This is a genomic window from Micrococcus lylae (assembly GCF_900163825.1).
In the GTDB taxonomy this organism is placed as follows: Bacteria; Actinomycetota; Actinomycetes; order Actinomycetales; family Micrococcaceae; genus Micrococcus; species Micrococcus lylae.
On sequence record NZ_FUKP01000042.1, the window covers coordinates 13,212 to 34,985 of the forward strand.

A 21,774-nucleotide genomic window follows, 5' to 3' on the forward strand; every position below is an offset into this window, starting at 1 on the left:
AAGGTAGAACCAGTCTGTGAGTTGCCGGACGGGCTTCTTGTCGCGCGCGGAGGGGACACGGGTCACGAGAAACAGGCCTCCTTTACCTCGTTGATGCCGATGATCTCAGCGAACAAGCCGCCGGATGCGGCCATGGCGGCGTTCCACTTCGCCTGTGCACCGTGGGCAGAATGATAGGCCCGCCAGATGATCTCGATGCCGCGGCGCACGCTGCCGAAGCGCTTGACGAGCTTGTATGCGACTGCAGCACCAGCGCCCCAAGGCGTGAATGTTGCTCCGACTGTGGCGATGCATACAGTCCACTCCCATGCGGTTGCGGGGTCTGCAACGACGGGGAAGGTCGTGTCAGATGAGGGGGTCACCGTCTGGATGAGTCGATTCCCCGTGACGGTGAAGTGGGTGTCAACCGGCATTCCCGCTGCATCGACAGCCCACGGCTCTTCCACGGTGCCGAACTCCTCGTCGTTCGCGTCTCGAATGGAGACGGAACCGTCTGGTTGCAGGCTCAACGATGCGCCCGCGGGAAGATCGAAGGCGAACTCGTATTCCGTGGGCGACGATGCATCGTTCATGACGATGAGTGTCTGCTCTCCGGAGGTCGTGTCGTACGTCACGAGGTCGCTGGAACCCAGGGTGGTCGCCGCCAACACATTGGTGGTCTCGTCCACGAGCTGCTCCGGCGCTAGATCCAGGGCGTCTCGAGGCGTATCGGTCGTCTGTCCCGGCAGATCCATGGAACTGGTTCCTTGAGGAGTGTGACTCGTCACGGTATTCGACGGAGCGATGGTGGACGCTCCGCTCCCACCTGTCGATGAGGACGCTGATACCGGAGCGGCATGTGCGGTGGTGGCGGACGCGCAGGTGAGTGATGTGGCTGCGACCACAGCCACCAGTCCATGCCTGAAGCTCTTGAACTTCGACATCCGGGTGCCTTTCTGTCGGTTGGATGTGAGTGCCAAGAGAGGGATGAATGCACCGAGGTGAGATTAGATCAGGGGGGGAGAGAGTCCAATCGACGGGGTGGCTGGGATCTCTTCGGACTGTCCCGCGGTGGAAGAATGGGGCGCATGAACGATGCGCAGATCGCTGCCGCCCACACGCCCGCCCCGATCGCCGAGATCGCAGCCTGTGCCGGGATCGACGAGGACGTGCTGATCCCATACGGCCGCCACATGGCGAAGGTGGACGTGCACGCGATCGACGCGCCGCGCACCGGCCGGGTGGTGCTGGTCACCGGCATCAGCCCCACCCCCGCCGGCGAGGGCAAGACCACCGTCACCGTGGGCCTGGTGGACGGGCTGAACCTGGTGGCCGAGGAGGAGGACGCCCCCGCCGCGATTGCCGGGCGCACCGCCATGGCCGCCCTGCGCGAGCCCTCCCTGGGCCCGGTGTTCGGGATCAAGGGCGGCGCCACCGGCGGCGGCTGGTCCCAGGTGGTCCCCATGGAGGCCGTCAACCTGCACTTCACCGGCGACTTCCACGCCCTCACCAGCGCCCACAACCTGCTCTGCGCCCTCGTGGACAACCACATTCAGCAGGGCAACGAGCTGGGCATCGACCCGCGCACCATCACCCTCAAGCGTGCCCTGGACATGAACGACCGCACCCTGCGCCAGGTGGTCACCGGCCTCGGCGGCCGCACCCAGGGCGTGCCCCGCGAGGGCGGCTTCGAGATCACCGTGGCCACCGAGACCATGGCCGTCTTCTGCCTCGCCCGGGACCTGGCGGACCTCAAGCGCCGCCTCGGCCAGATCACCGTGGGCTCCACCTACGCCGGCGAACCGGTGACCGCCTCCCAGATCGGCCCGCACGGCGCCCAGGGCGCCATGGCCGTGCTGCTGAAAGACGCGATCGCACCGAACCTCGTGCAGACCCTGGGCGGCACCCCAGTGCTGGTCCACGGCGGCCCCTTCGCGAACATCGCCCACGGCGCGAACTCGGTGATCGCCACCCGCACCGCCCAGCGCCTGGCGGACGTGGTGGTGACCGAGGCCGGCTTCGGTGCGGACCTCGGCGGCCAGAAGTTCATGGACATCACCTCCGTGGCAGGGCAGTTCCCGCCGGCGGCGATCGTGGTGGTCGCCACCGTCCGCGCGCTGAAGCTGCAGTCCGGCATGGCGCTCGCCGACGTCAAGGCCGGCGTGGCGAAGGTCGCCGAGCGCGACGGCCGCGACGAGCAGGAGGTCCAGGACGCCCACGTGGCCGCCCTGCGCTCCGGCGTGGCCAACCTCGCCCGCCACGTGGAGAACATGCAGGCCTACGGGGCCCCCGTGGTGGTGGCCGTGAACCGGTTCGCCGAGGACACGGACGCCGAGCTGGAGTGGCTCGAGGGCTGGTGCCGCGAGCAGGACCTCGCCTGCGCCGTGGCGGACGTCTGGGGCTCCGGCGGTGAGGGCTCCCGCGGCCTCGCCCGCGCCGTGGCACGGGCGCTTCCCGCCCCGGTCGACGACGCCCCGGTGCTCACCGGCCTCTGGACGGAGGGCATGACCGTGGAGGAGCGCATCCAGGCCGTGGTGAAGCGGAACTACCGCGGCGCGAAGGCCGAGTTCACCGCTGCCGCGAGGCGCCAACTGGCCGAGATCTCCCGCCGTGGCCTGGACGGCCTGCCGGTCTGCATGGCCAAGACCCAGTACTCCTTCTCGGACGACCCCACGGCCCTGAACGCCCCGGAGGGCTTCACCGTCACCGTCCGCGAGGTGACCGCCAAGACGGGGGCGGGGTTCGTCGTCGCCCTCACCGGCGCGGTCATGACCATGCCCGGACTGCCGAAGTCCCCGGCCGCCGACCGCATGGACGTGGACGATGCGGGCAACATCACGGGCCTGTTCTGAGCGATTCCAAGGGAACACACAGAACCGCAGGTTTCTGCGGATCTCGGGGGTTCATCTCGCGTACGCACGCGGGAGCGAGACCGATTCGCAACCATTGCGGACTGTGTCGTGAGTGGCGAAATCACGTCGGACGGTTCAGGCTAGATGACTGTGTCGAGTCCTCCTTTAGCTTCCCCGGCGAGGACGCGTGGCGCCCAGTCCACCTCCGGTGGCGGAGCGGGCCACCATACCCCCCGCCCCGGCACCCGTGTGAGCAAGGGCCCCGGTCGCGTCCCGGCCCTTGACGGCCTGCGCGGCATCGCCGTGCTCGCCGTCCTGGTCTTCCATGCCTGGCCCGCCCTGCTTCCGGGCGGGTTCGTCGGCGTGGACATGTTCTTCGTGCTGTCGGGATTCCTCATCTCGGTCGGCCTCATCCGCCAGATCGACTCCGGCCACGGCGTGAAGCTCGGCTCCTTCTGGATGCGGCGCATCCGGCGCCTGGTCCCCGCCCTGATCCTGGCCCTCGTCGGCTCCACGGCCCTGGCCTGGCTCGCCGTCTCCGAGTTCCCGGCCGGCCTGCGCCGCGAATGGCTCGGCGCCCTCACGTACACCAGCAACTGGCTGATGATCCTGGACGGCAACGACTACTTCAACGCCGCCACCCCGCCGCTGTTCGAGCACCTCTGGTCCCTGGCCATCGAGGAGCAGTTCTACGTGGTGTGGCCGCTGCTGATCCTCTGCCTCCTGCTGCTCTGCTGGCCGCGCAAGGGCACCGCCCGCTCGGCCCGCGGGGCGGATGCCGTCCGCATGGGCATCGTGCTGTCCCTGGCGATCGCCTCCGCCGTGGGCATGGCGGTCGGACAGCTCTCCGGTGCCCCGCAGACCCGCATGTACTTCGGCACGGACACGCACGCCTTCGGGCTGCTGTTCGGCGCCACCGTGGCTCTTGCGCAGACCCACGTGGCCCGTCCGGAGCAGGGCGGCCGTGAGCCCTCCACCGGACCGGTCCGCACGGCGCTGGCCTGGGCCGGCCTGGCGGTCCTGACCGTCGCCTTCTTCCTGGTGGACGGCACCGCGGCATACACCTACCTGGGCGTGCTCGCGGCGCTGTCCGCGCTGGTGGCACTGTTGATCCTGCACGTGGTCCAGGGCAACCGCCGCGACTCGTTCTCCAAGGCCATGTCCGGGGACTTCCTCGGGTGGTGGGGCCGCCGCTCCTACGGCGCCTACCTGTGGCACTGGCCGCTGCTGGTGATCATGCGCATCATCGTCCCGGTCGACGCGCCGGAGTGGATCGAGCCGCTCGCCGCGGGCCTGGTCATCATCCTCACCGCCCTCATCGCCGAGGCCTCCGCCCGCATCGTGGAGGAGCCGATCCTCCACCACGGCTTCCGCGCCACCTTCCGCTCCTGGGGCGAGGGCATCAAGGCCGCCTGGGCCGGCTCCGGCGTGCGCGCCGGTGGCCGCGGCCGTGCCGGTCGTCGTGCGGCCGGTGCCGGCAAGGCCCTGGTGGGCGTCGGCGCCGTGGCCCTGCTCGCCGTCCCCGTGGCGGCCGGCGCCGCCCTGGTCCACTCCCCGAGCCAGACGAAGCTGCAGCAGGAGATCGCCGACGCCGAGGATGCGCTCCGCGAGGCCGAGGCCGCGCAGGAGTCCCTGAAGGCCGAGGCGTCCAGGGCCGCCCAGGAGCGCGAGAAGGAGGGCGACGGGGGCAACGGGTCCGAGCCGTCCGGCGGTGAGGCCGACCCCTCCGAGGGCGGGTCCGCGCCGCCCTCCGGCGATCAGCTGGGCCTCGGCGACCCGAACGTGCTGCGCCCCGAGTTCACCGAGGAGGAGCTGGCCGAGAAGCTGCCGCCGTCCGTCCACGGTGAGGACATCAACCTCCTGGGCGACTCCGTCTCCCTGTCCTCCGCCCCCGAACTGCTCAAGCAGATGCCGGGCATCCGCATCGAGGCCGAGGTCGGCCACCAGCTCTGGGATGCCGCGGACCAGCTCGAGGAGATGGCCGCCAAGGACGAGCTGCGCCCCATCACGGTGGTGGCACTGGGCACCAACGGTGCCACCAAGGACAGCGACTGGGATCGCATCCTGGACACCCTGGGCGAGGACCGCCTTCTGGTCCTCGTGATCCCGCACGGCCCGCCGGAGTGGGTCCCGGGCGTCCAGAAGCAGATGAACGCGCTGGCCGAGGAGCACCGCGACCAGATCGTGGTGGCCGACTGGGACGCCGCCTCCAAGTACGTGCGCGAGTTCGCCCCGGACAAGGTGCACCCGCGTCAGAACGGCCAGCAGGTGTTCGCCCAGCTGATCCGCCGCACCATCGACGAGCGCCTGGGCGTGGACACCGCCAAGTGATCCACCCGCCGGGGTCCCTGGTTGTGGGGACAGCCTGGTGTTGCCGGGGTACAACCTGGCGTTGCGGGGGTGCAACCTGGCGTTTCGGGGGTACAACACGGTCCCGTTCTGCGATCTCAACGCCGTGTCTTATCCCCACTCTGGGGGAGGCGGCGGCACACCCTACGGCAGGTGGGCGCGTCATGCGGTAGACACAGCTCACCCGAGCACGCCCCCAGGGCACAGCACACCCAGGCACGCCGACGCCCGGCACACCGACGCGAACGGCCCCTCGCCTGCGGAAGGCGAGGGGCCGTCGTCGACACGCCCGGCTGAGGTCCGGGGCCGCGGGGATCGTGGGGCCGGTCAGCGCTCGATGTCGCCGCGGATGAAGGCCTCCACGAGCTCGTGGGCCTCCTCGTCGTGGTGCTGCACCGGCGGGGACTTCATGAAGTAGGAGGACGCCGAGAGGATCGGGCCGCCGATGCCGCGGTCCAGGGCGATCTTCGCGGCGCGCACGGCGTCGATGATCACACCGGCCGAGTTCGGGGAGTCCCAGACCTCGAGCTTGTACTCCAGGGACACCGGGGCGTCGCCGAAGTTGCGGCCCTCGAGGCGCACGAACGCCCACTTGCGGTCGTCGAGCCAGCCGACGTAGTCCGACGGGCCGATGTGCACGTCCTTTTCACCCAGCTGGGCGGAGGTGTTGGAGGTGACCGCCTGGGTCTTGGAGATCTTCTTGGACTCCAGGCGCTCGCGCTCGAGCATGTTCTTGAAGTCCATGTTGCCGCCCACGTTGAGCTGATAGGTGCGGTCCAGGGTCACGCCGCGGTCCTCGAACAGCTTGGCCATCACACGGTGGGTGATGGTCGCGCCGATCTGGGACTTGATGTCATCGCCCACGATCGGCACGCCGGCGGCGGTGAACTTGTCCGCCCACTCCTGGGTGCCGGCGATGAACACCGGCAGGGCGTTCACGAAGGCGACCTTCGCGTCGATGGCGGCCTGGGCGTAGAACTTGTCCGCCTCCTCGGATCCCACCGGCAGGTAGGAGACCAGCACGTCCACCTTCGCGTCCTTGAGGGCCTGGACGACGTCCACCGGCTCCTCCGCGGACTCCTCGATGGTCTCCTTGTAGTACTTGCCGAGGCCGTCCAGGGTGGGGCCGCGCTGCACCTTCACGCCGGTGTTCGGGACGTCGGTGAGCTTGATGGTGTTGTTCTCCGAGGCCAGGATCGCCTCCGAGATGTCCAGGCCGACCTTCGCTGCATCCACGTCGAACGCCGCAACGAACTCCAGGTCGGAGACGTGGTAGTCGCCGAACTGGACGTGCATCAGGCCCGGGACGGTGTCCTCGGCCTTGGCGTCCTTGTAGTACTCGACTCCCTGGATCAGGGACGTCGCGCAGTTGCCGAGGCCGGCGATGGCGACGCGGATGGGGTTCTCTGCCACTTGTTCTCCTCGAAGTCTCCCCGGGCGCACGTGCAGGTGGGCACGCCACATGGGCGCGCCCGGTCCCGGGGTTTTGAGCTTGCGTTGCAGTCTACGCCTGACGCGCGTGGAGCCGGGCCCGGTGACCCGCGCGGTTCCTAGGATGGTGGGCATGACCTCTGACCCCTCGAAGGCTCCGCGGCCCGCCCCTGCCCGCCGACCTGCGCCGCGCCGCGCCGCCGGACCGGTGGTGCCGGAGCGTGCGGGGACGGGCGGCTCCTTCGCCACAGGCGGACAGGACGACGCGGCCGCTGTGAGCGGCGTCACCGGTGTGCAGGCGCCCGCAGGCACAGGGCGCGCCGCAGGCACCGCAGATACGGGGCGCGCCACAGGCACGACGACGGCACGCACCTCGGGTGCGTCCCTCGCCGCAGCCGGGGGCCGGGAGGCCGAGGGCCGCTTTTCCCTGCCCGGCGGTCTGGCCGCCAACGGGTGGGGCCGGAAGACCGGCTCGTGGGCGTCGCCGGTGGCGATCGCCACGCTGCTGGTCGGCCTGGCCGCCGCGGCGACGGTGCTGCAGAAGGCCCCGTGCCTGGTGCGCGGCTGGGGCGCCCCGAACGTCTACCTGGCGGGCTGCTACTCGGACTGGGCAGCGCTCTACGGCGGGCGCGGGTTCGCCGACAACGCGTGGGCGCCCTTCGCCGCCGGATCGACCTTCGAGTACCCGGTGCTGATGAGCCTCGTGGCCTCCGTGGCCGCGCAGATCACCCAGTGGGTGCCGGACGGCGGCAACGAGACCCTCGCGTTCTGGCTGGTCAACGCCGTCTTCGTGGTGGGCCTGTGGGCCGTCGTCGCGGTGCTGACCGTGCGCATGGCCGGGCGCCGCTGGACCGACGGGCTCATGGTGGCCGTGGCACCCGGCATGATCCTGGCCGGCACCATCAACTGGGACATGTGGGCCGTGGCACTGATGGCCTGGGGCATGTACGTGTGGGCCCGGTCCAAGCCGGGCTGGGCGGGCGTGCTGTTCGGCCTCGGCGCGGCCATGAAGATCTACCCGCTGCTGATCCTGGGGCCCCTGCTGATCCTGGCGGTGAGGTCCCGGCGCTTCGGCCCGTTCCTCAAGGCCCTGGCCGGCACTGTCGGGGCGTGGCTGGCGGTGAACCTGCCGCTGATGGTGCTGAACGTCGAGGCCTGGAAGCTGTTCTTCACCTTCTCCTCCGAACGCGGACCGGGCCTGTCCAGCGTGTGGCACGCCTGGGATGTGATGGCCCCGAAGGTCGGCGGCCGCTACCTCCCGGACGAGTCGCTGTCCCTGGTGGTCTACGGGGTGTTCGCCGTGTGGTGCGCCGCGGTGTTCCTGCTCGGCGTGCTGGCGAAGCACCCGCCCCGGCTGGCGCAGCTGACGTTCCTGGTGGTGGCCGGATTCGTGCTGACCAACAAGGTGTACTCGCCGCAGTTCGTGATCTGGCTGATCCCGCTCATGGCGCTGGCCCTGCCGCGCTGGAAGGACTTCTGGGTCTGGCAGACGGTGGAGGTCCTCCACTTCTTCGCCGTGTGGATGTACCTGGCCAAGGGGGCCTCCGGCTCCGAGCCGCAGCACTCCATGGACGACTCCGTCTACGTGCTGGCGATCGTGGCCCACATGGTGGCCGTCCTCTGGCTCTGCGCCCGCGTGGTGGTGGAGATGTACGCCCCGCGCAAGGACCTGGTGCGGCAGGCGGCCGCGTCCAGCGTGGCGGCCGGCGGTCCCGAGGCGAACCGCGGCGTGGCGGCCGGCAGTGCCGGACCGGGCCGCGGAGGTGCGGCGTCCGGACCGGGACGCGGAGGTGCGGCGTCCGGACCGGGCCGCGCAGGCCCGGTGGACCTGGTCGCTGACCCGCTGGCCGGTGCCTACGCGGACTCCCCGCGGCGCTGAACCAGCGTGCGCTGAGCCACCAGGCGCCGAGCTAGCATGCGCCGAGCCACCATGTCCTGCGTCAGCAACCCCCGCACAGCCGGGTCAGGCGAAGTCCCAGCGGTGCACCGGGCAGTCCGGGTCCGGCTCGAGGCCGGGGGACGCCGGGCCGCCGTCGGGGTCGGCGCCGGGGCAGTCGCAGCGGGCGCCGGAGGCGAGGGTCGCCGCCTTCATCTGCTCGCGCCAGATGGCGTTGGGGTCGTTGTTCGCATCGGCGCGGACGGGGACGGCGCGTTCCGGGGCGTCGGCGTCCGCGTGGGGGTGCCCGACCGCGTCCCGGTCCCGGGTGAAGCCCATGCGCACGATCCACCAGCCGGCCAGCGTCCAGCCGATCATCAGCACCACGCCGATCGCCACCACGATCCAGATCTGCGCGTCCATCCTGGGCCTGTTCCTCGCTCTCGCACCCTCATGCCGGCCGCGTCGCCGACGCCTCCACCGTAGCCGCGCCGCCCCTGCGCCCCCGCACACGGCCGCGGTACGGTCGGACCATGACCGACACCTCCGCCGCAGCCACTGCCGCCCCGGGCCAGATGCCCGCGCACATCCAGGACCTGGCCGACTTCGTGACCGCCTCACCCTCCAGCTACCACGCCGCGGAGGAGGTGGCACGTCGCCTCGAGGCCGTCGGGTTCACCCGCCTGGACGAGCACCGGGACTTCCCGGCGGCCCCGGGCGGGTACGTCGTCGTCCGCGACGGCGCCGCCATGGCCTGGATCATCCCGACCACCGTCGGCACCGCCGCCTCCGGCGAGGCCGCAGGCGGCGGCGAGGGGGCCGACGTCGTGCCGGTGTTCCGTGTCCTGGGCACCCACACCGACTCCCCGGGCTTCAAGCTCAAGCCGAACCACGCCACCGTCACCGCGGACGGTTGGGCGCAGGCCGGCGTGGAGATCTACGGCGGACCGCTGCTGAACTCCTGGCTGGACCGCGAGCTGCGCTTCGCCGGCCGCCTCGCGCTCGCCGACGGCCGTCAGGTGCTCGCCGCCACCGGTCCGCTCGGCCGCATCCCGCAGCTGGCCATCCACCTGGACCGCCAGGTCAACGAGGGCCTGCAGCTGCAGCGCCAGAAGCACATGCACCCGGTGGTCGGGGCGGCCCAGCCGGGGAACGGGTCTCTGGACGGCCCGGTGCAGGCCCACCTCTGCGCGGACGTGCTGTCCGTGTTGGCCGAGGCCGCCGGCGTGGAGCCGGAGGCGATCATGGGCCATGACGTGATGGTCGCCGACGCCCAGGCCCCCGGCCTGTTCGGCGCGAACGGCGAGTTCCTGGCCTCCGGCCGGCTGGACAACCTGGCCTCCACCCACGCCGGGCTGGTGGCGCTCGAGCGCCTGGCCGGCGAGGGCGAGGGCGTGGAGTTCGCCGGACGCGTGGCCGACGGCATCGCGGGTGAGGCCGCCGGTGCCCCGGTCATCCCCATGCTCGCCGCCTTCGACCACGAGGAGCTCGGCTCGGCCTCCCGCTCCGGTGCCGCCGGCCCGATCCTCGAGGAGATGGTCGGGCGCATCCAGACCGCCCTCGGCGTCGACGGGCAGGCGCGCGCCCGCTCGATCCACGGCTCCTGGCTGCTCTCCGCGGACACCGGCCACCTGGTCCACCCGAACTACGCCGAGCGCCACGACCCGGCCAACCACCCGCGCCCGAACGGCGGCATGCTGCTGAAGATCAACGCGAACCAGCGCTACGCCACGGACGCCGCCGGCGAGGCCGCGTTCGCCCGCTGGTCCGGCGTGGCCGGGGTGCCGTTCCAGGAGTTCGTCTCCAACAACGACTCCCCGTGCGGCTCCACCATCGGCCCCATCTCCGCCACCCGCCTGGGCATCCGCACCGTGGACGTGGGCATCGGCCTGCTGTCCATGCACTCGGCCCGCGAGATGTGCGGCGTGGAGGACATCGCGCACATGGGCAAGACCGTCGACGCCTTCTACGCGGGCGTCTGACGGGCTGGCACCTCCTGCTCCTGCGTCGAGAGGGGCCTTTCAGTCCCGGCGCAGCTCCATCCGGGGCAGGTCCTTCTTCGGGTCCGGCCGCCCGGCCAGCACCTTCACGGTGTTGAGGTTCCGGGCGGTCCCGGAGCGGCCCAGGATGCGTTCGATCCGCGGCAGGGTGAGCGTCGAGGAGCGGGTGTCCACGGCGTAGCGGATCCACACGCCGCGGCCGGTGGTCAGGCAGCGGTCCTGCCCGGAGTCCTCGGCCATGAGCCGGGCGGCGTCGTCGGGGTCCGGGGCGGAGTCGAGCAGCACCAGATGGGCCTGGCGCGGCAGGAACCGGCCGTCCGCGACCTGTCCGGCGGTCGGTGCCAGGTCGCTCGCCTCCCAGGCGTCCAGCAGGGAGGCGATCTCCGCGGCGGTCGCCTCGTGCACGGGGGTCTCCACGTCCAGGCGGGCCAGGATCAGGCGGGAGAGCATCGAGGCCACCTCGGCGGCGGGACGGCGCTCGCCGATCCGGCACAGCACGTTCCCGGAGTTCAGGTGCACGGTCGCGTCCTCGGCGCCGGCCTCGGCGGCGAGCTCGGCCAGCTCGGCCTTGGGCACGCGGTTCCGTCCGCCCACGTTGACGCCGCGCAGCAGCAGCACGTGGGTGTGGCGGTGGTCGGTGCGGTCCATGGGGCCTCCTTCGCGTGGCGTGCACGGGTCGGCTCCGCCGGTGCTTCCCGACGACGGCCGGCCTCCTGCCGTCTGCATTCTCGCCTCTGCGGCTGTGATCAGTCTCGCCCTCCGGCGCGCGTTCCCGCGGTGGTAGGATGGATCAGGTTGTCTGCGTGCCGCCGAAGAGTGCGGGCCGACGCGCGGACGACGAGCACAGAACCTCCTGCCACGGAGAGACCGTGGCCGCAAGCCCAGAGGAGGTGGGTTCGCATGCGTGCTTATGAGCTGATGGTGCTGATCGACCCTGAGGTCGACGAGCGCACCGTGGAGCCGACCCTCAAGAAGTACCTTGAGGTCATCACCAAGGACGGCGGCACCGTCGACAACGTCGACGTGTGGGGTCGCCGCAAGACGGCCTACGAGATCCAGAAGAAGTCCGAGGCCATCTACGTGGTCATCAACTTCACCTCGGAGCCGGCCACCGCCCAGGAGATCGACCGACTGCTGTCGCTCAACGAGACCATCCTGCGCACCAAGATCATCCGCCCGGAGGAGCAGCGGGTCGCCGCCGAGTGATCCACCGCGTCCGGGTGACCTGAGAGCATCGGACACACACCCCGGTCCCCGGGACCGGAATCGACGCTGATCCATCTGCGAACACAGGAGTGACCATGGCCGGAGACACCATCATCACCGTGGTCGGCAACCTGACTGCCGACCCAGAGCTGCGCTTCACCCCGAACGGTGCCGCCGTCGCCAACTTCACCGTTGCCTCGACGCCGCGCACGTTCGACCGCCAGACGAACGAGTGGAAGGACGGGGAGACCCTGTTCCTGCGCTGCTCGATCTGGCGTGAGGCCGCGGAGAATGTGGCGGAGTCCCTGACCAAGGGCATGCGCGTCGTCGCGCAGGGCCGCCTGAAGGCCCGCTCCTACCAGGACCGTGAGGGCAACAACCGCACTTCCTGGGAGATGGACGTGGACGAGGTCGGCCCGTCGCTGCGCTACGCCACCGCCAAGGTGACCCGTTCGCAGCGCGGTGGCGGCGGAGGCGGCGGCTTCGGCGGCCAGCAGGGCGGCGGCGACTTCGGTGGCGGCCAGTCTGCAGGCGGCTTCGGCGGCAACTCCGGCGGCTTCGGCGGCGGCCCTTCGCAGGGCGGCGGCTGGGGCGGCCAGCAGGGCGGCGGCAATGCGGCCCCGCAGGACCCGTGGTCCGGCGCCGGCGGCGGTGGAGGCTGGGACACCCCGTCCTCCAACGAGCCCCCGTTCTGATCCGTGGCGCCCGGTGTGGGCGCAGCTTCTCAGGGCATCTGACCGTCCGGGCTTCCGAGCCCGGAGGCCGGCACTGAACCGCCGGCCCCATTCTCCGCCTCGCGGCGCCGCTGCGAGGCACCCCTGCCGCCGGTCCGTGACACGGCCGGAGGCGTTCCATCCCGCAGAACCGTTCTGCGGGCTCCACCAGACACAAGGAGCACCACGATGGCAAAGGCTGACATCCGTAAGCCCAAACCGAAGTCCAACCCGCTGAAGGCCGCCGGCGTCACTGTCGTCGACTACAAGGACGTCGCCCTCCTGCGCAAGTTCATCTCCGACCGCGGCAAGATCCGCGCTCGCCGCGTGACCGGCGTGACCGTCCAGGAGCAGCGCAAGATCGCCCAGGCCATCAAGAACGCCCGTGAGGTCGCCCTGCTTCCTTACGCCGGCGCCGGCCGCGGCTGATCGAGCGAGTCGAGAGAGGAAGTACACCAGATGGCAAAGCTCATCCTGACCCACGAGGTGACTGGTCTCGGCGCTGCCGGAGACGTGGTCGAGGTCAAGAACGGTTACGCCCGCAACTACCTGCTCCCGCGCGGTTTCGCCACCGTGTGGACCAAGGGCGGGGAGAAGCAGGTCGAGCAGATCAAGGCCGCCCGCGCCGCCCGCGCCGTGGCGAACCTTGAGGAGGCCCAGGCCCTGGCCGCCAAGCTGCAGGAGACCGCCGTGCAGCTCGAGCGCACCGCCGGTGCCGAGGGTCGCCTGTTCGGCGCCGTGAAGCAGGCCGACATCGCCGAGGCCATCGAGGCCGCCGGCATCGGCTCCGTGGACAAGCGCTCCATCACCATCCCGCAGGCCATCAAGGCCGTGGGCCACCACCAGGCCCAGGTCCGCCTGCACGAGGACGTCGTCGCCGACGTCGAGGTGCAGGTCCTGGCCGCCAAGACGAAGAAGAAGTGAGACCCACTCCTGATTCGTCACCGGTGATGTGACCGCCGTCGGGGACCCCGGCATGCACCGCAGGGTGCGTGCCGGGGTCCTCTGCTGTCTCGGGGGGCTGCTGTTCCCGGGGACCTGCGTAGTCTCCGTGGGCCGACGCGGCCCCGTCAGGCTCGCCAACTGGTGAGGACTCACCCTCTCAAGCGCCGAAGACCGGGGGTCAGACGGTGTGTCCTCACCAGTAGGCGAGGGCGCTGTGGGGTGTTCACCTGGCGACTCGGACGGGCACCCGGCTGCCGCAGGGCGCAGAATGCTTTCGGCACCCGGCACCCGGCACCCGGCACCCGGCACCCGGCACCCGGCACCCGGCACCCGGCACCCGGCACCCGGCACCCGGCACCCGCCACCCGGCACCCGCCACCCGGGACCTGAGCGCCCGGGGCTCGAGCGCCCGTCGAGCACCCGGCACACCGTCGAGCCCGCCGCCACCCCGTCGAGCATCGAGAGGAGACGACCCATGACCGCACCCGACACCCGAGCGCCCGCGGCCGCCCGGCCGCCGCTGTGGACCCGTGACTTCGTTCTGGTCTCGGTGGGCTACCTGTTCGTCTCGATGATCTTCTACCTGCTGATGACGTCGATGGCGCTCTACGCGGTGGAGCGGTTCGGCGCCTCGGACACGGTGGCGGGCGTGGTGACTGGCTCGTTCGTGCTCGGCGCGGTGGTCACCCGCCTGGTCACGCCGCCGTCCATGGAGGCCTGGGGGCGCCGCCGCACCATGGTGGTGGCGATGGTCCTGTACGTCCTGTCCTCGGCCGCCTACCTGGTGGCGTCCTCGGTCCCGCTGCTGATCGCGGTCCGGTTCGTGCAGGGCATGTGCTTCGGCGCCGGCGCCACGGTGCTGGCCACCGCGGTACAGTCGATCATCCCGCCGTCCCGCCGCTCGGAGGGGACCGGCTGGTTCTCCACGGCCATGACGGTCTCGAGCGCCATCGGACCCATGACGGCGATCCTGGTGATCAGCCGCTTCGGCTACGAGTGGCTGTTCGTCACGGCCACGCTCATCACGCTCGGCGCCCTGGTCTGCGCACTGGCGCTGCGCCGCATCCCGGAGCCGACGCCCACCGGCCGGTTCCGACTGACCCGCGCGGGGATCTTCGCCTCGGAGGCCGCCCCGATCGCGGTGATCACGGCGGCCGCGGGCATGCTCTACGGCGGCGGCGTGCTCGCGTTCCTGGCCGGCTACGCACGGGATCACGGCATCGGCGCGACAGCCACCAGCGTGTTCTTCCTGCTCTTCGCGCTGGGCACCCTCGTCGGCCGCTTCGTGCTGGGCCCACTGCAGGACCGCCGGGGCGACGATGTCCTCGCCTACCCCGTGCTCATCGCCTACGCGGTGTCCTTCGTCCTGCTCTCCCAGTGGCACACGGCCACGGGGCTGCTGGTGTGCGGGTTCCTGTTCGGCCTCAGCCACGGCCCGCTGATCAGCGGCTTCCAGGCCATCGCGGTGCAGGCGGTGCCGCCGCAGAAGTTCGGTGTGGCCACGGGCACCTACTTCCTGCTGCTGGACATCGCCACGGGCCTGGGGCCGATCATCGTGGGCGTGGCCGGCGCAGCCATCGGGCTGAGCTCCGCCTACCTGCTCTCCGGCGTCGTCATGGCGCTGCTGACGGCGTACTACTGGTTCGTCCACGGCCGCCACACGGCCTCCCGAGCCGCCTGACGGCGGACCGCCGCCGGCTCTTCAGAAGGCGGCAGCGCGCCGTCGTCGTGCCCCCGCCTTCCTTCCCGACGACGGCTCCTCGCCTCCGCCTGCCCGGGGAGACTCCGGAGCCCGAGGGGTTTCGTCTGGGCGGCCGATCGCCCCATGATGGCGGAGACGACGCCGCCCCGACGGCGGCGCACCGGCGCGCAGGCCACACCCGAGGCCCGTGCGGAAGGAGGACAGCCATGGCTGCCGATGAGACCACCCAGAACGCCCCGCTGCTGGACCCGACCGGGTCGCCGATCGCGTCCCCGTCCATGGAGGAGAGCTACGACCACGTGATCGTGGGCGGAGGCATGGCCGCGGTGAAGGCCGTGGAGGGCATCCGCGAGGTGTCCCCGGAGGCCACGGTGGCCGTGGTGAGCGAGGACGTCTCGGCGCCGGTCTACCGCCCGGACCTGTCCAAGAGGCTGTGGGCGGAGGACGAGGCGAGCGTGCAGGACTCGGTCCTGGTCACCACGGACGAGAAGGAGCCGGCCGCCCCGGGTCTGAACACCCACTACCTGCTGGGCGTGGAGGTCTCGGACCTGGACCCGGAGGCGCACACCCTGGTGATCGCAGGCAAGACCGTCTCCTACGGCTCGCTGCTGCTGGCGACCGGCTCCGAGCCGATCACCGGTCAGACGCAGGTGGGCGCTCGCGTGCACACCTACCGCACCGCCTCGGACTTCCGCCGCCTGCACGGCGCGGTGTCCAAGTCGGACCGCGTGGTGGTGGTGGGCGGCGGCTACATCGGCACCGAGCTCGCCGCGGCCCTGACCGGCGTGGGCGCGCAGGTGACCCTGGTGTCCCCGAGGCTGCCGCTGCTGTCCCACATGCTCCCGGAGGAGCTCGCCGAGGCCGTGCAGAAGGACTATGAGGAGCGCGGCGTGAGGGTGGTGGAGGGCCGCTATGCCTCCGTCACTGAGGCCGAGCACGTGGCCGAGCCCACCGAGGAGGACATCCCGCAGGACCCGGAGCCGGCGCAGGACGAGTCGGACGAGCCCGCCGCGGCCGAGGAGACCGGGCAGCAGGAGGAGAACCTCTCCCGCCCGTCGGACTACGGCCTGCGCGCGCCCGGCGTGCTCACGGTGACGCTGGAGGACGGCACGGAGCTGAACGCGGATCGTCTGGTCCTGGCGCTGGGCGTTCAGCCGCGCACGGAGCTCGCCGAGTTCGCCGGGATCACGGTCGAGGACGGCGTGGTGGTGGATCAGATGCTCCAGACCTCCGCGCAGGACGTCTACGCCGCCGGGGACATCGCCTCCTACCCGGACGCCCTGCTCGGCACCCGCCGTGTGGAGCACGCCGATGCCGCCGAGACCCAGGGCCTGGCCGCCGGCAGGGCGATGGCCGGCCAGGGGGAGGCCTACACGCACACCCCGTTCTTCTGGGGCGACCTGTTCGACGCCGGCTACGAGGCCATCGGCGAGATCACCACGGACCACACCACCGTGGTGGACCTGGCCGAGGACGCCTCCGGTGCGCCGGACACCTCCACGGCGGTCGTCTACTACGTGGACGGCGGCACGGTCCGCGGCGTCCTGCTCTGGAACGTCTGGGACTCGCTGCCGAAGGCCGAGGAGCTGATGAGGCAGACCAAGGACGAGCCCGTGGAGGACCCGGAGCAGCTCAAGGGCCGCATCCCGCTGGGCTGACGCCCGCGCGGGAGCCCGCCGGCTCCCCGGGTCCCTGACCGGCACCTGCCGGACGGGGCTTCCCGACGCCGGCCACGCACTCTGGCAGGGTGCGTGGCCGACGTCGTGGTGTCCCCGTGCGACAACTGGTGAGGACACACCATCATGACGCTCTGACAGCGGTCTTTGACGGTGAGTCCTCACCAGTAAGCCAGGGGAATGGGCAGCGCCCGGCAGCGCCCGCCGCAGGGCTCGGCTCGGCGCGGCGTGGTCATCGGCCGTGCCGAGGCGCCCCTGGTGAACCGAGGCGACGCGTTGGTGCACGTCGGCGAGACGGGCCCGCAGAACGGTTGAGCCTGCGGCAGGGCGTCAGGTGACGTCGGCTGGGCTTCTCTCCGCCGTCCTTCTCTGCGGGAGGAACAGTCCGCCGATCGCCACGAGCGACCCGACCACGGGCACGACGGCCGCCAGAACGAGCACTGTCCAGGACGAGACGCTCCGCTCCCGCCGCAGCCGGGCCACGGCGCAGACGAGGCCGACCGCCCAGAGCAGAAGGACGGCGATCTCGACTCCATTGGGCTCGAGGGCCACGGTGATCCCCCTCTCGTTTACCTCACCTTCTCCCGCAGGCAGGGGTGGGTCAAGCCGCCACCACGACGCCAGCCGCGCACCTTGCGAAGGTGCGTGGCCGTCGACGTGGTGTTCCCGTGCGACAACTGGTGAAGACTCACCCGACAACTGGTGAGGACACACCGTCACAACGCTCTGACAGCGGTCTTTGACGGTGAGTCCTCACCAGTAAGCCAGGGGAATGGGCAACGCCCTCCGCAGGGCTCGGCTCAGCCCGCGTGCGGACCGGTCTCGCCGATGTGCACGAGCGCATCGCCGCGGTTCACCAGGGGCGCCTCGGCCCGCCCGATGACCACGCCGGCGCGGTCCGCCTTCACGGCGGAGACCGTCCGGCCGAAGGAGTCGTAGAGGGTGCCGATGCGCTGTCCCTCCTCCACGAGCTGGCCCAGCACCACCTCGGAGTGCAGGATGCCGTCCTTGCGGGCACGCACCCAGCCGGAGCGCCACACCACGTGCCGTTCGGGAAGGTCGGGGGCCACCGGCTCGGCCTCGTCACCCATGGCGTCCACCAGGGCGGGGACGTCCACCTCGTACTCCTCGCCGCGGTCCGGGGCCGGGTCCACGCCCAGCGGCGCGAGGTCCACCATGTCCATGGCCGCCAGCACGCGGAGCACGCCGTCCACGCCGGGGGCGATCGCATATTCGTCGAAGCGCCAGCCCTCGCCGGCCTCGTAGAGCAGCACCCGCGCCCCGGCCTCGCGGGCGGCGGCGCGCAGGGAGCCGTCCCGCAGGCGGGCGTGGTACATCACCGGGGCGTCGAAGGCCTCGGCCAGGCGGCGGGTCTTGCCGTCCTCCAGGTCGCAGCGGATCTGCGGCAGGTTCGAGCGGCGGTCCGCGCCGGTGTGCAGGTCGATGCCCACCTCGCAGCGGCTGATCACCTCGGTCATCATCAGGTGCGCGATCCGTGCCGCCAGCGAGCCGCGCGCGGAGCCCGGGAAGGACCGGTTCAGGTCCCGGCGGTCCGGAAGGTAGCGGTCGCCCGTGAGCACACCGAGCACGTTGACGATCGGCACCGCGATCAGCGTGCCCCGCATCTGCTTCGGATTCAGCATGGACAGCACGCGGCGGATGACCTCGATGCCCACCACCTCGTCACCGTGGATCGCCGCGGACACCCACACGGTGGGCCCGTCCTCCCGGCCGTGCAGCACGTGCACCGGCAGGGTGACGTCCGCGCCGGTGATGGTGCGGGAGATCGGCAGGGACACCTCCCGCCGGTGCCCGGCGCGCACCTTCACGTTGCCGAACGCGAACGACGGACGGGGACGACGACGGCGCGTCTCCACGCTCACCGCTTGCCCCAGTTGCGGCGGCGGACGGCGCGGGGCGGGACGCCGCCGGCGTAGGAGCGGGACGAGTCCACCAGGAAGCCGCGGGCGAGGACTTCGCGGCCCACCAGCATGCGGAAGCCCATCTCGTCCCGGTCGGTGAGGGTGACCTCCGCGTCCAGGGTGCGGCCGCCCACGGTGACCGGCATGACCACCACGCGGCGGATTTCGGCGCGGCCGTTGGAGGAGCGGATGGTGCGCTCGTCCGCCACGGGCAGTTCCACGGTGACGGCGTCCCGGGCGGAGGTCTGCCAGGGGTGGACCTCGAAGCGGACCCAGAGGTGGCCCTCGCGGCGGAACTCCTGCACGTCGAAGGCGTGGAGGGCGGAGGTGCGGGCCCCGGTGTCGATCTTGGCCTTCATCCAGGGGACACCGGCGCCGGGGAGACAGACCCATTCGCGCCATCCGAGCGTGACGGCCTCGACTGACGTCTCCGGGGTGACCTGCTTAGACTCTGACACGCCCCCTATCCTGTCAGGAGATCCCTGGTGAAGCTCGCCATTCTGTCCCGGTCGCTGCGCGCCTACTCCACGCAGCGCCTGAAGTCGGCCGCCCTCGAGCGCGGCCACCAGGTGAAGGTCCTGGACACCCTCCGCTTCGGCATCGACCTGTCCACCGAGGAGCCGGACCTGCTGTTCCGCGGCAAGCCGCTGTCCTCCTATGACGCGATCCTGCCGCGCATCGGTAACTCGGTGACCTACTTCGGCACCGCCGTGGTGCGCCAGTTCGAGCAGATGGACGTGTACACCCCGAACACGGCCGCCGGGATCATGAACTCCCGGGACAAGCTGCGGGCCACCCAGATCATGTCCCGCCACGAGATCGACATGCCCGCCACCGTGTTCGTCCGCAACCGCGGCGAGGTGTCCACGGCGATCGACATGGTGGGCGGGGCGCCCGTGGTGATCAAGCTGCTGGAGGGCACCCAGGGCATCGGTGTGATCCTGGCGCCGACCAAGAAGGTGGCCGAGGCGATCATCGAGACGCTGCACGGCACTGACCAGCAGGTGCTCATCCAGCGGTTCGTGAAGGAGTCCAAGGGCAAGGACGTCCGTGCGCTCGTGGTGGGGGACCGCGTGGTGGCCGCCATGCGCCGCTCCGCCCAGGGCGACGAGTTCCGCTCCAACGTGCACCGCGGCGGCACCGTGGAGCGCGTGGAGCTGTCCCCGGAGTTCGAGGAGACCGCCGTGCGCGCCGCCCGCATCATGGGCCTGCGCGTGGCCGGCGTGGACATGCTCGAGGGGGAGAACGGCCCGCTGGTCATGGAGGTCAACTCCTCCCCGGGCCTGGAGGGCATCGAGCGCGCCACCAAGCTGGACGTGGCCGGTGCGATCGTGGACTACATCGCAGACCAGGCCGGGTTCCCGGACATCGACGTCCGCCAGCGCCTGGCCGTGTCCACCGGGTACGGGGTGGCCGAGATCGCCGTGAATATGGGTGCGGACATGATCGGCAAGACCATCGGCGAGTCCGGCCTCTGGGAGAAGGACATCCAGGTCCTCACCCTGCACCGCGGCACCAAGGTGTTCCCGAACCCGAGCGCGGAGAAGGAGCTGGAGGAGAACGACCGCCTCCTCTGCTTCGGCAAGCACGAGAACATGCGCTCGCTCATCCCGGCCCGCTCCAAGCGCCCCAAGCGGGTGCGCAAGCTGCCGAAGAACCCGATCATCGAGCCCGTGGTGGAGGAGGCTCCGGCGGACAAGGAGGCGTGAGGGGTCTGGCAGCCAAGAGGGGCAGGTGGCTCCCCTCGCTTATTCACCGATGAGTGCGTTCCAGAGCAGCGGGACGAAGTACCGGCGTCGGTAGGTACCGTCAGGGTCGAGTGGCGCAAGGATCTCTTTGCGGACCAATTGCTCGACGACTCGTCGTGCTCCTGCGGGCGAGAGGTCGAGGGCGGCCGATGCCTGGGGGACGGTGAAGACTGGTCGCGCAGTGGCGTGCTCGAGGAGGCGGAAGGCGCTCTCGGCGCGGATGTTGGATTCCCTCAGCTGATCGCTCAACTTTTCACGCGCTGCGATGAGCCGAAGCATGCGAGTTCGGGTGTCTTGTGCCGAGGAAGCGAGTCCGGTGAGGAAGAACTGGAAGTAGGAATTCCAATCACCGATGGCGCTGACATTGAACAGTCGGTCGTAGTACTCGGTTCGGCGTTGCTCGAACCACGCAGACACGGTCAGAGTCGGTTCCTGCAGGACCCCGAGCGCGTGCAGATCCCAGACGATGAGGTAGCGGCCGAGGCGACCGTTGCCGTCCCGAAAAGGATGCAGTGTCTCGAATTGGTAGTGGGACATGGCTGTGGCGATCAGGGGATCGAGTGATCCTGAGTGGTCAGCAGACTTCCACTCCAGGAACTCTTCTACGCCGGCATGGAGTTGATCGCCTGGAGGAGCGGGGATGAAACGGGCTTGGTGTGCGAGAGGTGCATCGGCTCGCCGGTCGTCCCGCCGTCCGACAACCACTTGCATGGTGCGCAGCCGGCCGGACTCATGTGCCAGTGGTGTCCCCTCCATGAGCTGGCCCTGGAGGGCGGTGAGGAGTGATGAAGTCAGCTGGCGGCCTTCGGTCTGCCAGCGGAAGCCCGTCGACGCCATAAGCACATAGTTGAGGACTTCGCGCATCTCTTTGGTGGAGACGTGTTCCTCATCCGCCGCGACGACGTCGGGCACCGGTGCATAGGTGCCTTCCAGCGCTGAGGTGCTCTGTGCCTCGAGACGGAGGAGTGGGTCGCGGAAGAGGCGGGGGTCCGGCAGTTGGGACGCGGTGCTGTCGAGAGCGGCCAAGGCTGCGTGAGCTTCGCCCAACCGCAGGATGACATCGGTGGTCAAGGCAGGCATAGAGTCCAGCAGTGGTGCGGGAAGGAACGCCTTGTGTCGCCATGGGCGACCGTCCGGCTCCTGGCCGGTGATGTCGACGAGGTTACCCATCTGTGGGGCGTTGAAACGAGTGAGGTCCACACGCACACACTAGGGCAACACATGTGTGCATTCACCAGAAGATGAACACGAAAGAGCCAGTTCTGTGTCTATCTTCTATCGAACGGATACGGAATGGGTGCATCTGGAGGCGTCCCCGACAGAACAACCCGGAGTACAGCCGGTGGGCAGTCGGGGCAGCGCTGCCGCCTGTCAG

At 70.5% G+C, this 21,774-nt stretch carries 19 protein-coding genes; 11 read left to right on the forward strand and 8 right to left on the reverse strand.

Features of this window, described 5'->3' with window-relative positions; translation table 11 throughout:
• Positions 1–62: 62 nt before the first annotated feature.
• Positions 63–734: a hypothetical protein gene (locus FM125_RS06430; protein ID WP_070639599.1), complete on the reverse strand. Its 672-nt coding sequence runs from the start codon at positions 732–734 to the stop codon at positions 63–65.
• A gap of 333 nt (positions 735–1,067) precedes the next feature.
• Between FM125_RS06430 and FM125_RS06435 the strand changes: the two genes are divergently transcribed.
• The gene (locus FM125_RS06435; RefSeq protein ID WP_087134032.1) at positions 1,068–2,831 is read left to right on the forward strand and encodes a formate--tetrahydrofolate ligase; all 1,764 of its coding nucleotides are present in this window, start codon (positions 1,068–1,070) and stop codon (positions 2,829–2,831) included.
• A gap of 249 nt (positions 2,832–3,080) precedes the next feature.
• The gene (locus FM125_RS12095) at positions 3,081–5,162 is read left to right on the forward strand and encodes an acyltransferase family protein (RefSeq protein ID WP_245829851.1); all 2,082 of its coding nucleotides are present in this window, start codon (positions 3,081–3,083) and stop codon (positions 5,160–5,162) included.
• A gap of 345 nt (positions 5,163–5,507) precedes the next feature.
• Here the strand turns inward: FM125_RS12095 and FM125_RS06445 are convergent, their stop codons facing one another.
• On the reverse strand, positions 5,508–6,593 hold the full coding sequence (locus tag FM125_RS06445; RefSeq protein WP_067191310.1) for an inositol-3-phosphate synthase: 1,086 nt from the start codon (positions 6,591–6,593) through the stop codon (positions 5,508–5,510).
• A gap of 151 nt (positions 6,594–6,744) precedes the next feature.
• Here FM125_RS06445 and FM125_RS06450 point away from each other — a divergent pair, with 151 nt between their 5' ends.
• Positions 6,745–8,490, forward strand: coding sequence for a glycosyltransferase family 87 protein (locus FM125_RS06450; RefSeq protein ID WP_087134043.1), 1,746 nt, complete (start codon positions 6,745–6,747; stop codon positions 8,488–8,490).
• Between the two features lie 84 nt (positions 8,491–8,574).
• On the opposite strand, the gene FM125_RS06455 is transcribed toward FM125_RS06450, so the two are convergent.
• Entirely contained in the window at positions 8,575–8,910 is a 336-nt protein-coding gene (locus FM125_RS06455) for a hypothetical protein (protein ID WP_067191308.1), read from the reverse strand.
• A 110-nt stretch (positions 8,911–9,020) separates the two neighbouring features.
• Between FM125_RS06455 and FM125_RS06460 the strand changes: the two genes are divergently transcribed.
• Entirely contained in the window at positions 9,021–10,469 is a 1,449-nt protein-coding gene (locus FM125_RS06460) for a M18 family aminopeptidase (RefSeq protein ID WP_087134033.1), read from the forward strand.
• A gap of 39 nt (positions 10,470–10,508) precedes the next feature.
• Here the strand turns inward: FM125_RS06460 and FM125_RS06465 are convergent, their stop codons facing one another.
• A complete protein-coding gene (locus FM125_RS06465) occupies positions 10,509–11,135 on the reverse strand; it encodes a DUF1697 domain-containing protein (protein WP_180525410.1) in 627 nt (208 codons plus the stop codon).
• A gap of 252 nt (positions 11,136–11,387) precedes the next feature.
• Here FM125_RS06465 and rpsF point away from each other — a divergent pair, with 252 nt between their 5' ends.
• The 6 genes from rpsF to FM125_RS06495 all read left to right on the forward strand — a co-directional run bounded on the left by rpsF (position 11,388) and on the right by FM125_RS06495 (position 16,711).
• Positions 11,388–11,693: a 30S ribosomal protein S6 gene (gene rpsF, locus FM125_RS06470; protein ID WP_070639590.1), complete on the forward strand. Its 306-nt coding sequence runs from the start codon at positions 11,388–11,390 to the stop codon at positions 11,691–11,693.
• Between the two features lie 95 nt (positions 11,694–11,788).
• Positions 11,789–12,388, forward strand: coding sequence for a single-stranded DNA-binding protein (locus FM125_RS06475; protein ID WP_067191665.1), 600 nt, complete (start codon positions 11,789–11,791; stop codon positions 12,386–12,388).
• Positions 12,389–12,595: 207 nt separating this feature from the next.
• Positions 12,596–12,835 (forward strand): 30S ribosomal protein S18, encoded by a 240-nt coding sequence (rpsR, locus tag FM125_RS06480; RefSeq protein ID WP_067191663.1) that lies wholly within the window; start codon positions 12,596–12,598, stop codon positions 12,833–12,835.
• Between the two features lie 30 nt (positions 12,836–12,865).
• Positions 12,866–13,330 (forward strand): 50S ribosomal protein L9, encoded by a 465-nt coding sequence (gene rplI / locus FM125_RS06485; protein WP_087134035.1) that lies wholly within the window; start codon positions 12,866–12,868, stop codon positions 13,328–13,330.
• A gap of 496 nt (positions 13,331–13,826) precedes the next feature.
• A complete protein-coding gene (locus FM125_RS06490) occupies positions 13,827–15,032 on the forward strand; it encodes an MFS transporter (protein WP_087134036.1) in 1,206 nt (401 codons plus the stop codon).
• Between the two features lie 227 nt (positions 15,033–15,259).
• On the forward strand, positions 15,260–16,711 hold the full coding sequence (locus FM125_RS06495) for an NAD(P)/FAD-dependent oxidoreductase (RefSeq protein ID WP_087134037.1): 1,452 nt from the start codon (positions 15,260–15,262) through the stop codon (positions 16,709–16,711).
• A 348-nt stretch (positions 16,712–17,059) separates the two neighbouring features.
• Here the strand turns inward: FM125_RS06495 and FM125_RS06500 are convergent, their stop codons facing one another.
• From FM125_RS06500 to FM125_RS06510, 3 genes are all read right to left on the reverse strand, one after another.
• On the reverse strand, positions 17,060–17,281 hold the full coding sequence (locus FM125_RS06500) for a hypothetical protein (RefSeq protein WP_067191656.1): 222 nt from the start codon (positions 17,279–17,281) through the stop codon (positions 17,060–17,062).
• Positions 17,282–17,529: 248 nt separating this feature from the next.
• Positions 17,530–18,612, reverse strand: coding sequence for a succinylglutamate desuccinylase/aspartoacylase family protein (locus tag FM125_RS06505; protein ID WP_245829853.1), 1,083 nt, complete (start codon positions 18,610–18,612; stop codon positions 17,530–17,532).
• Positions 18,609–19,109 (reverse strand): ATP-dependent zinc protease family protein, encoded by a 501-nt coding sequence (locus FM125_RS06510; protein ID WP_070639581.1) that lies wholly within the window; start codon positions 19,107–19,109, stop codon positions 18,609–18,611. The genes FM125_RS06505 and FM125_RS06510 overlap by 4 nt, the downstream gene beginning before the upstream one ends.
• 27 nt (positions 19,110–19,136) lie before the next feature.
• On the opposite strand from FM125_RS06510, the gene rimK reads away from it, so the two are divergent.
• On the forward strand, positions 19,137–20,360 hold the full coding sequence (gene rimK, locus FM125_RS06515; protein WP_087134039.1) for a 30S ribosomal protein S6--L-glutamate ligase: 1,224 nt from the start codon (positions 19,137–19,139) through the stop codon (positions 20,358–20,360).
• Positions 20,361–20,399: 39 nt separating this feature from the next.
• On the opposite strand, the gene FM125_RS06520 is transcribed toward rimK, so the two are convergent.
• Positions 20,400–21,599 (reverse strand): Fic family protein, encoded by a 1,200-nt coding sequence (locus FM125_RS06520; RefSeq protein ID WP_219337033.1) that lies wholly within the window; start codon positions 21,597–21,599, stop codon positions 20,400–20,402.
• Between the last annotated feature and the right edge of the window lie 175 nt (positions 21,600–21,774).

What these genes read in the sequence shown, in the direction of transcription:
- rpsF (WP_070639590.1), top strand. Translation starts at nt 11,388, where the DNA reads ATGCGTGCTTATGAGCTGATGGTGCTGATCGACCCTGAGGTCGACGAG.
- FM125_RS06455 (WP_067191308.1), bottom strand. Translation starts at nt 8,910, where the DNA reads ATGGACGCGCAGATCTGGATCGTGGTGGCGATCGGCGTGGTGCTGATG.
- rpsR (WP_067191663.1), top strand. Translation starts at nt 12,596, where the DNA reads ATGGCAAAGGCTGACATCCGTAAGCCCAAACCGAAGTCCAACCCGCTG.
- FM125_RS06435 (WP_087134032.1), top strand. Translation starts at nt 1,068, where the DNA reads ATGAACGATGCGCAGATCGCTGCCGCCCACACGCCCGCCCCGATCGCC.
- FM125_RS06460 (WP_087134033.1), top strand. Translation starts at nt 9,021, where the DNA reads ATGACCGACACCTCCGCCGCAGCCACTGCCGCCCCGGGCCAGATGCCC.
- FM125_RS06465 (WP_180525410.1), bottom strand. Translation starts at nt 11,135, where the DNA reads ATGGACCGCACCGACCACCGCCACACCCACGTGCTGCTGCTGCGCGGC.
- FM125_RS06495 (WP_087134037.1), top strand. Translation starts at nt 15,260, where the DNA reads ATGGCTGCCGATGAGACCACCCAGAACGCCCCGCTGCTGGACCCGACC.
- FM125_RS06490 (WP_087134036.1), top strand. Translation starts at nt 13,827, where the DNA reads ATGACCGCACCCGACACCCGAGCGCCCGCGGCCGCCCGGCCGCCGCTG.
- FM125_RS06450 (WP_087134043.1), top strand. Translation starts at nt 6,745, where the DNA reads ATGACCTCTGACCCCTCGAAGGCTCCGCGGCCCGCCCCTGCCCGCCGA.
- FM125_RS06430 (WP_070639599.1), bottom strand. Translation starts at nt 734, where the DNA reads ATGGATCTGCCGGGACAGACGACCGATACGCCTCGAGACGCCCTGGAT.
- rplI (WP_087134035.1), top strand. Translation starts at nt 12,866, where the DNA reads ATGGCAAAGCTCATCCTGACCCACGAGGTGACTGGTCTCGGCGCTGCC.
- FM125_RS06475 (WP_067191665.1), top strand. Translation starts at nt 11,789, where the DNA reads ATGGCCGGAGACACCATCATCACCGTGGTCGGCAACCTGACTGCCGAC.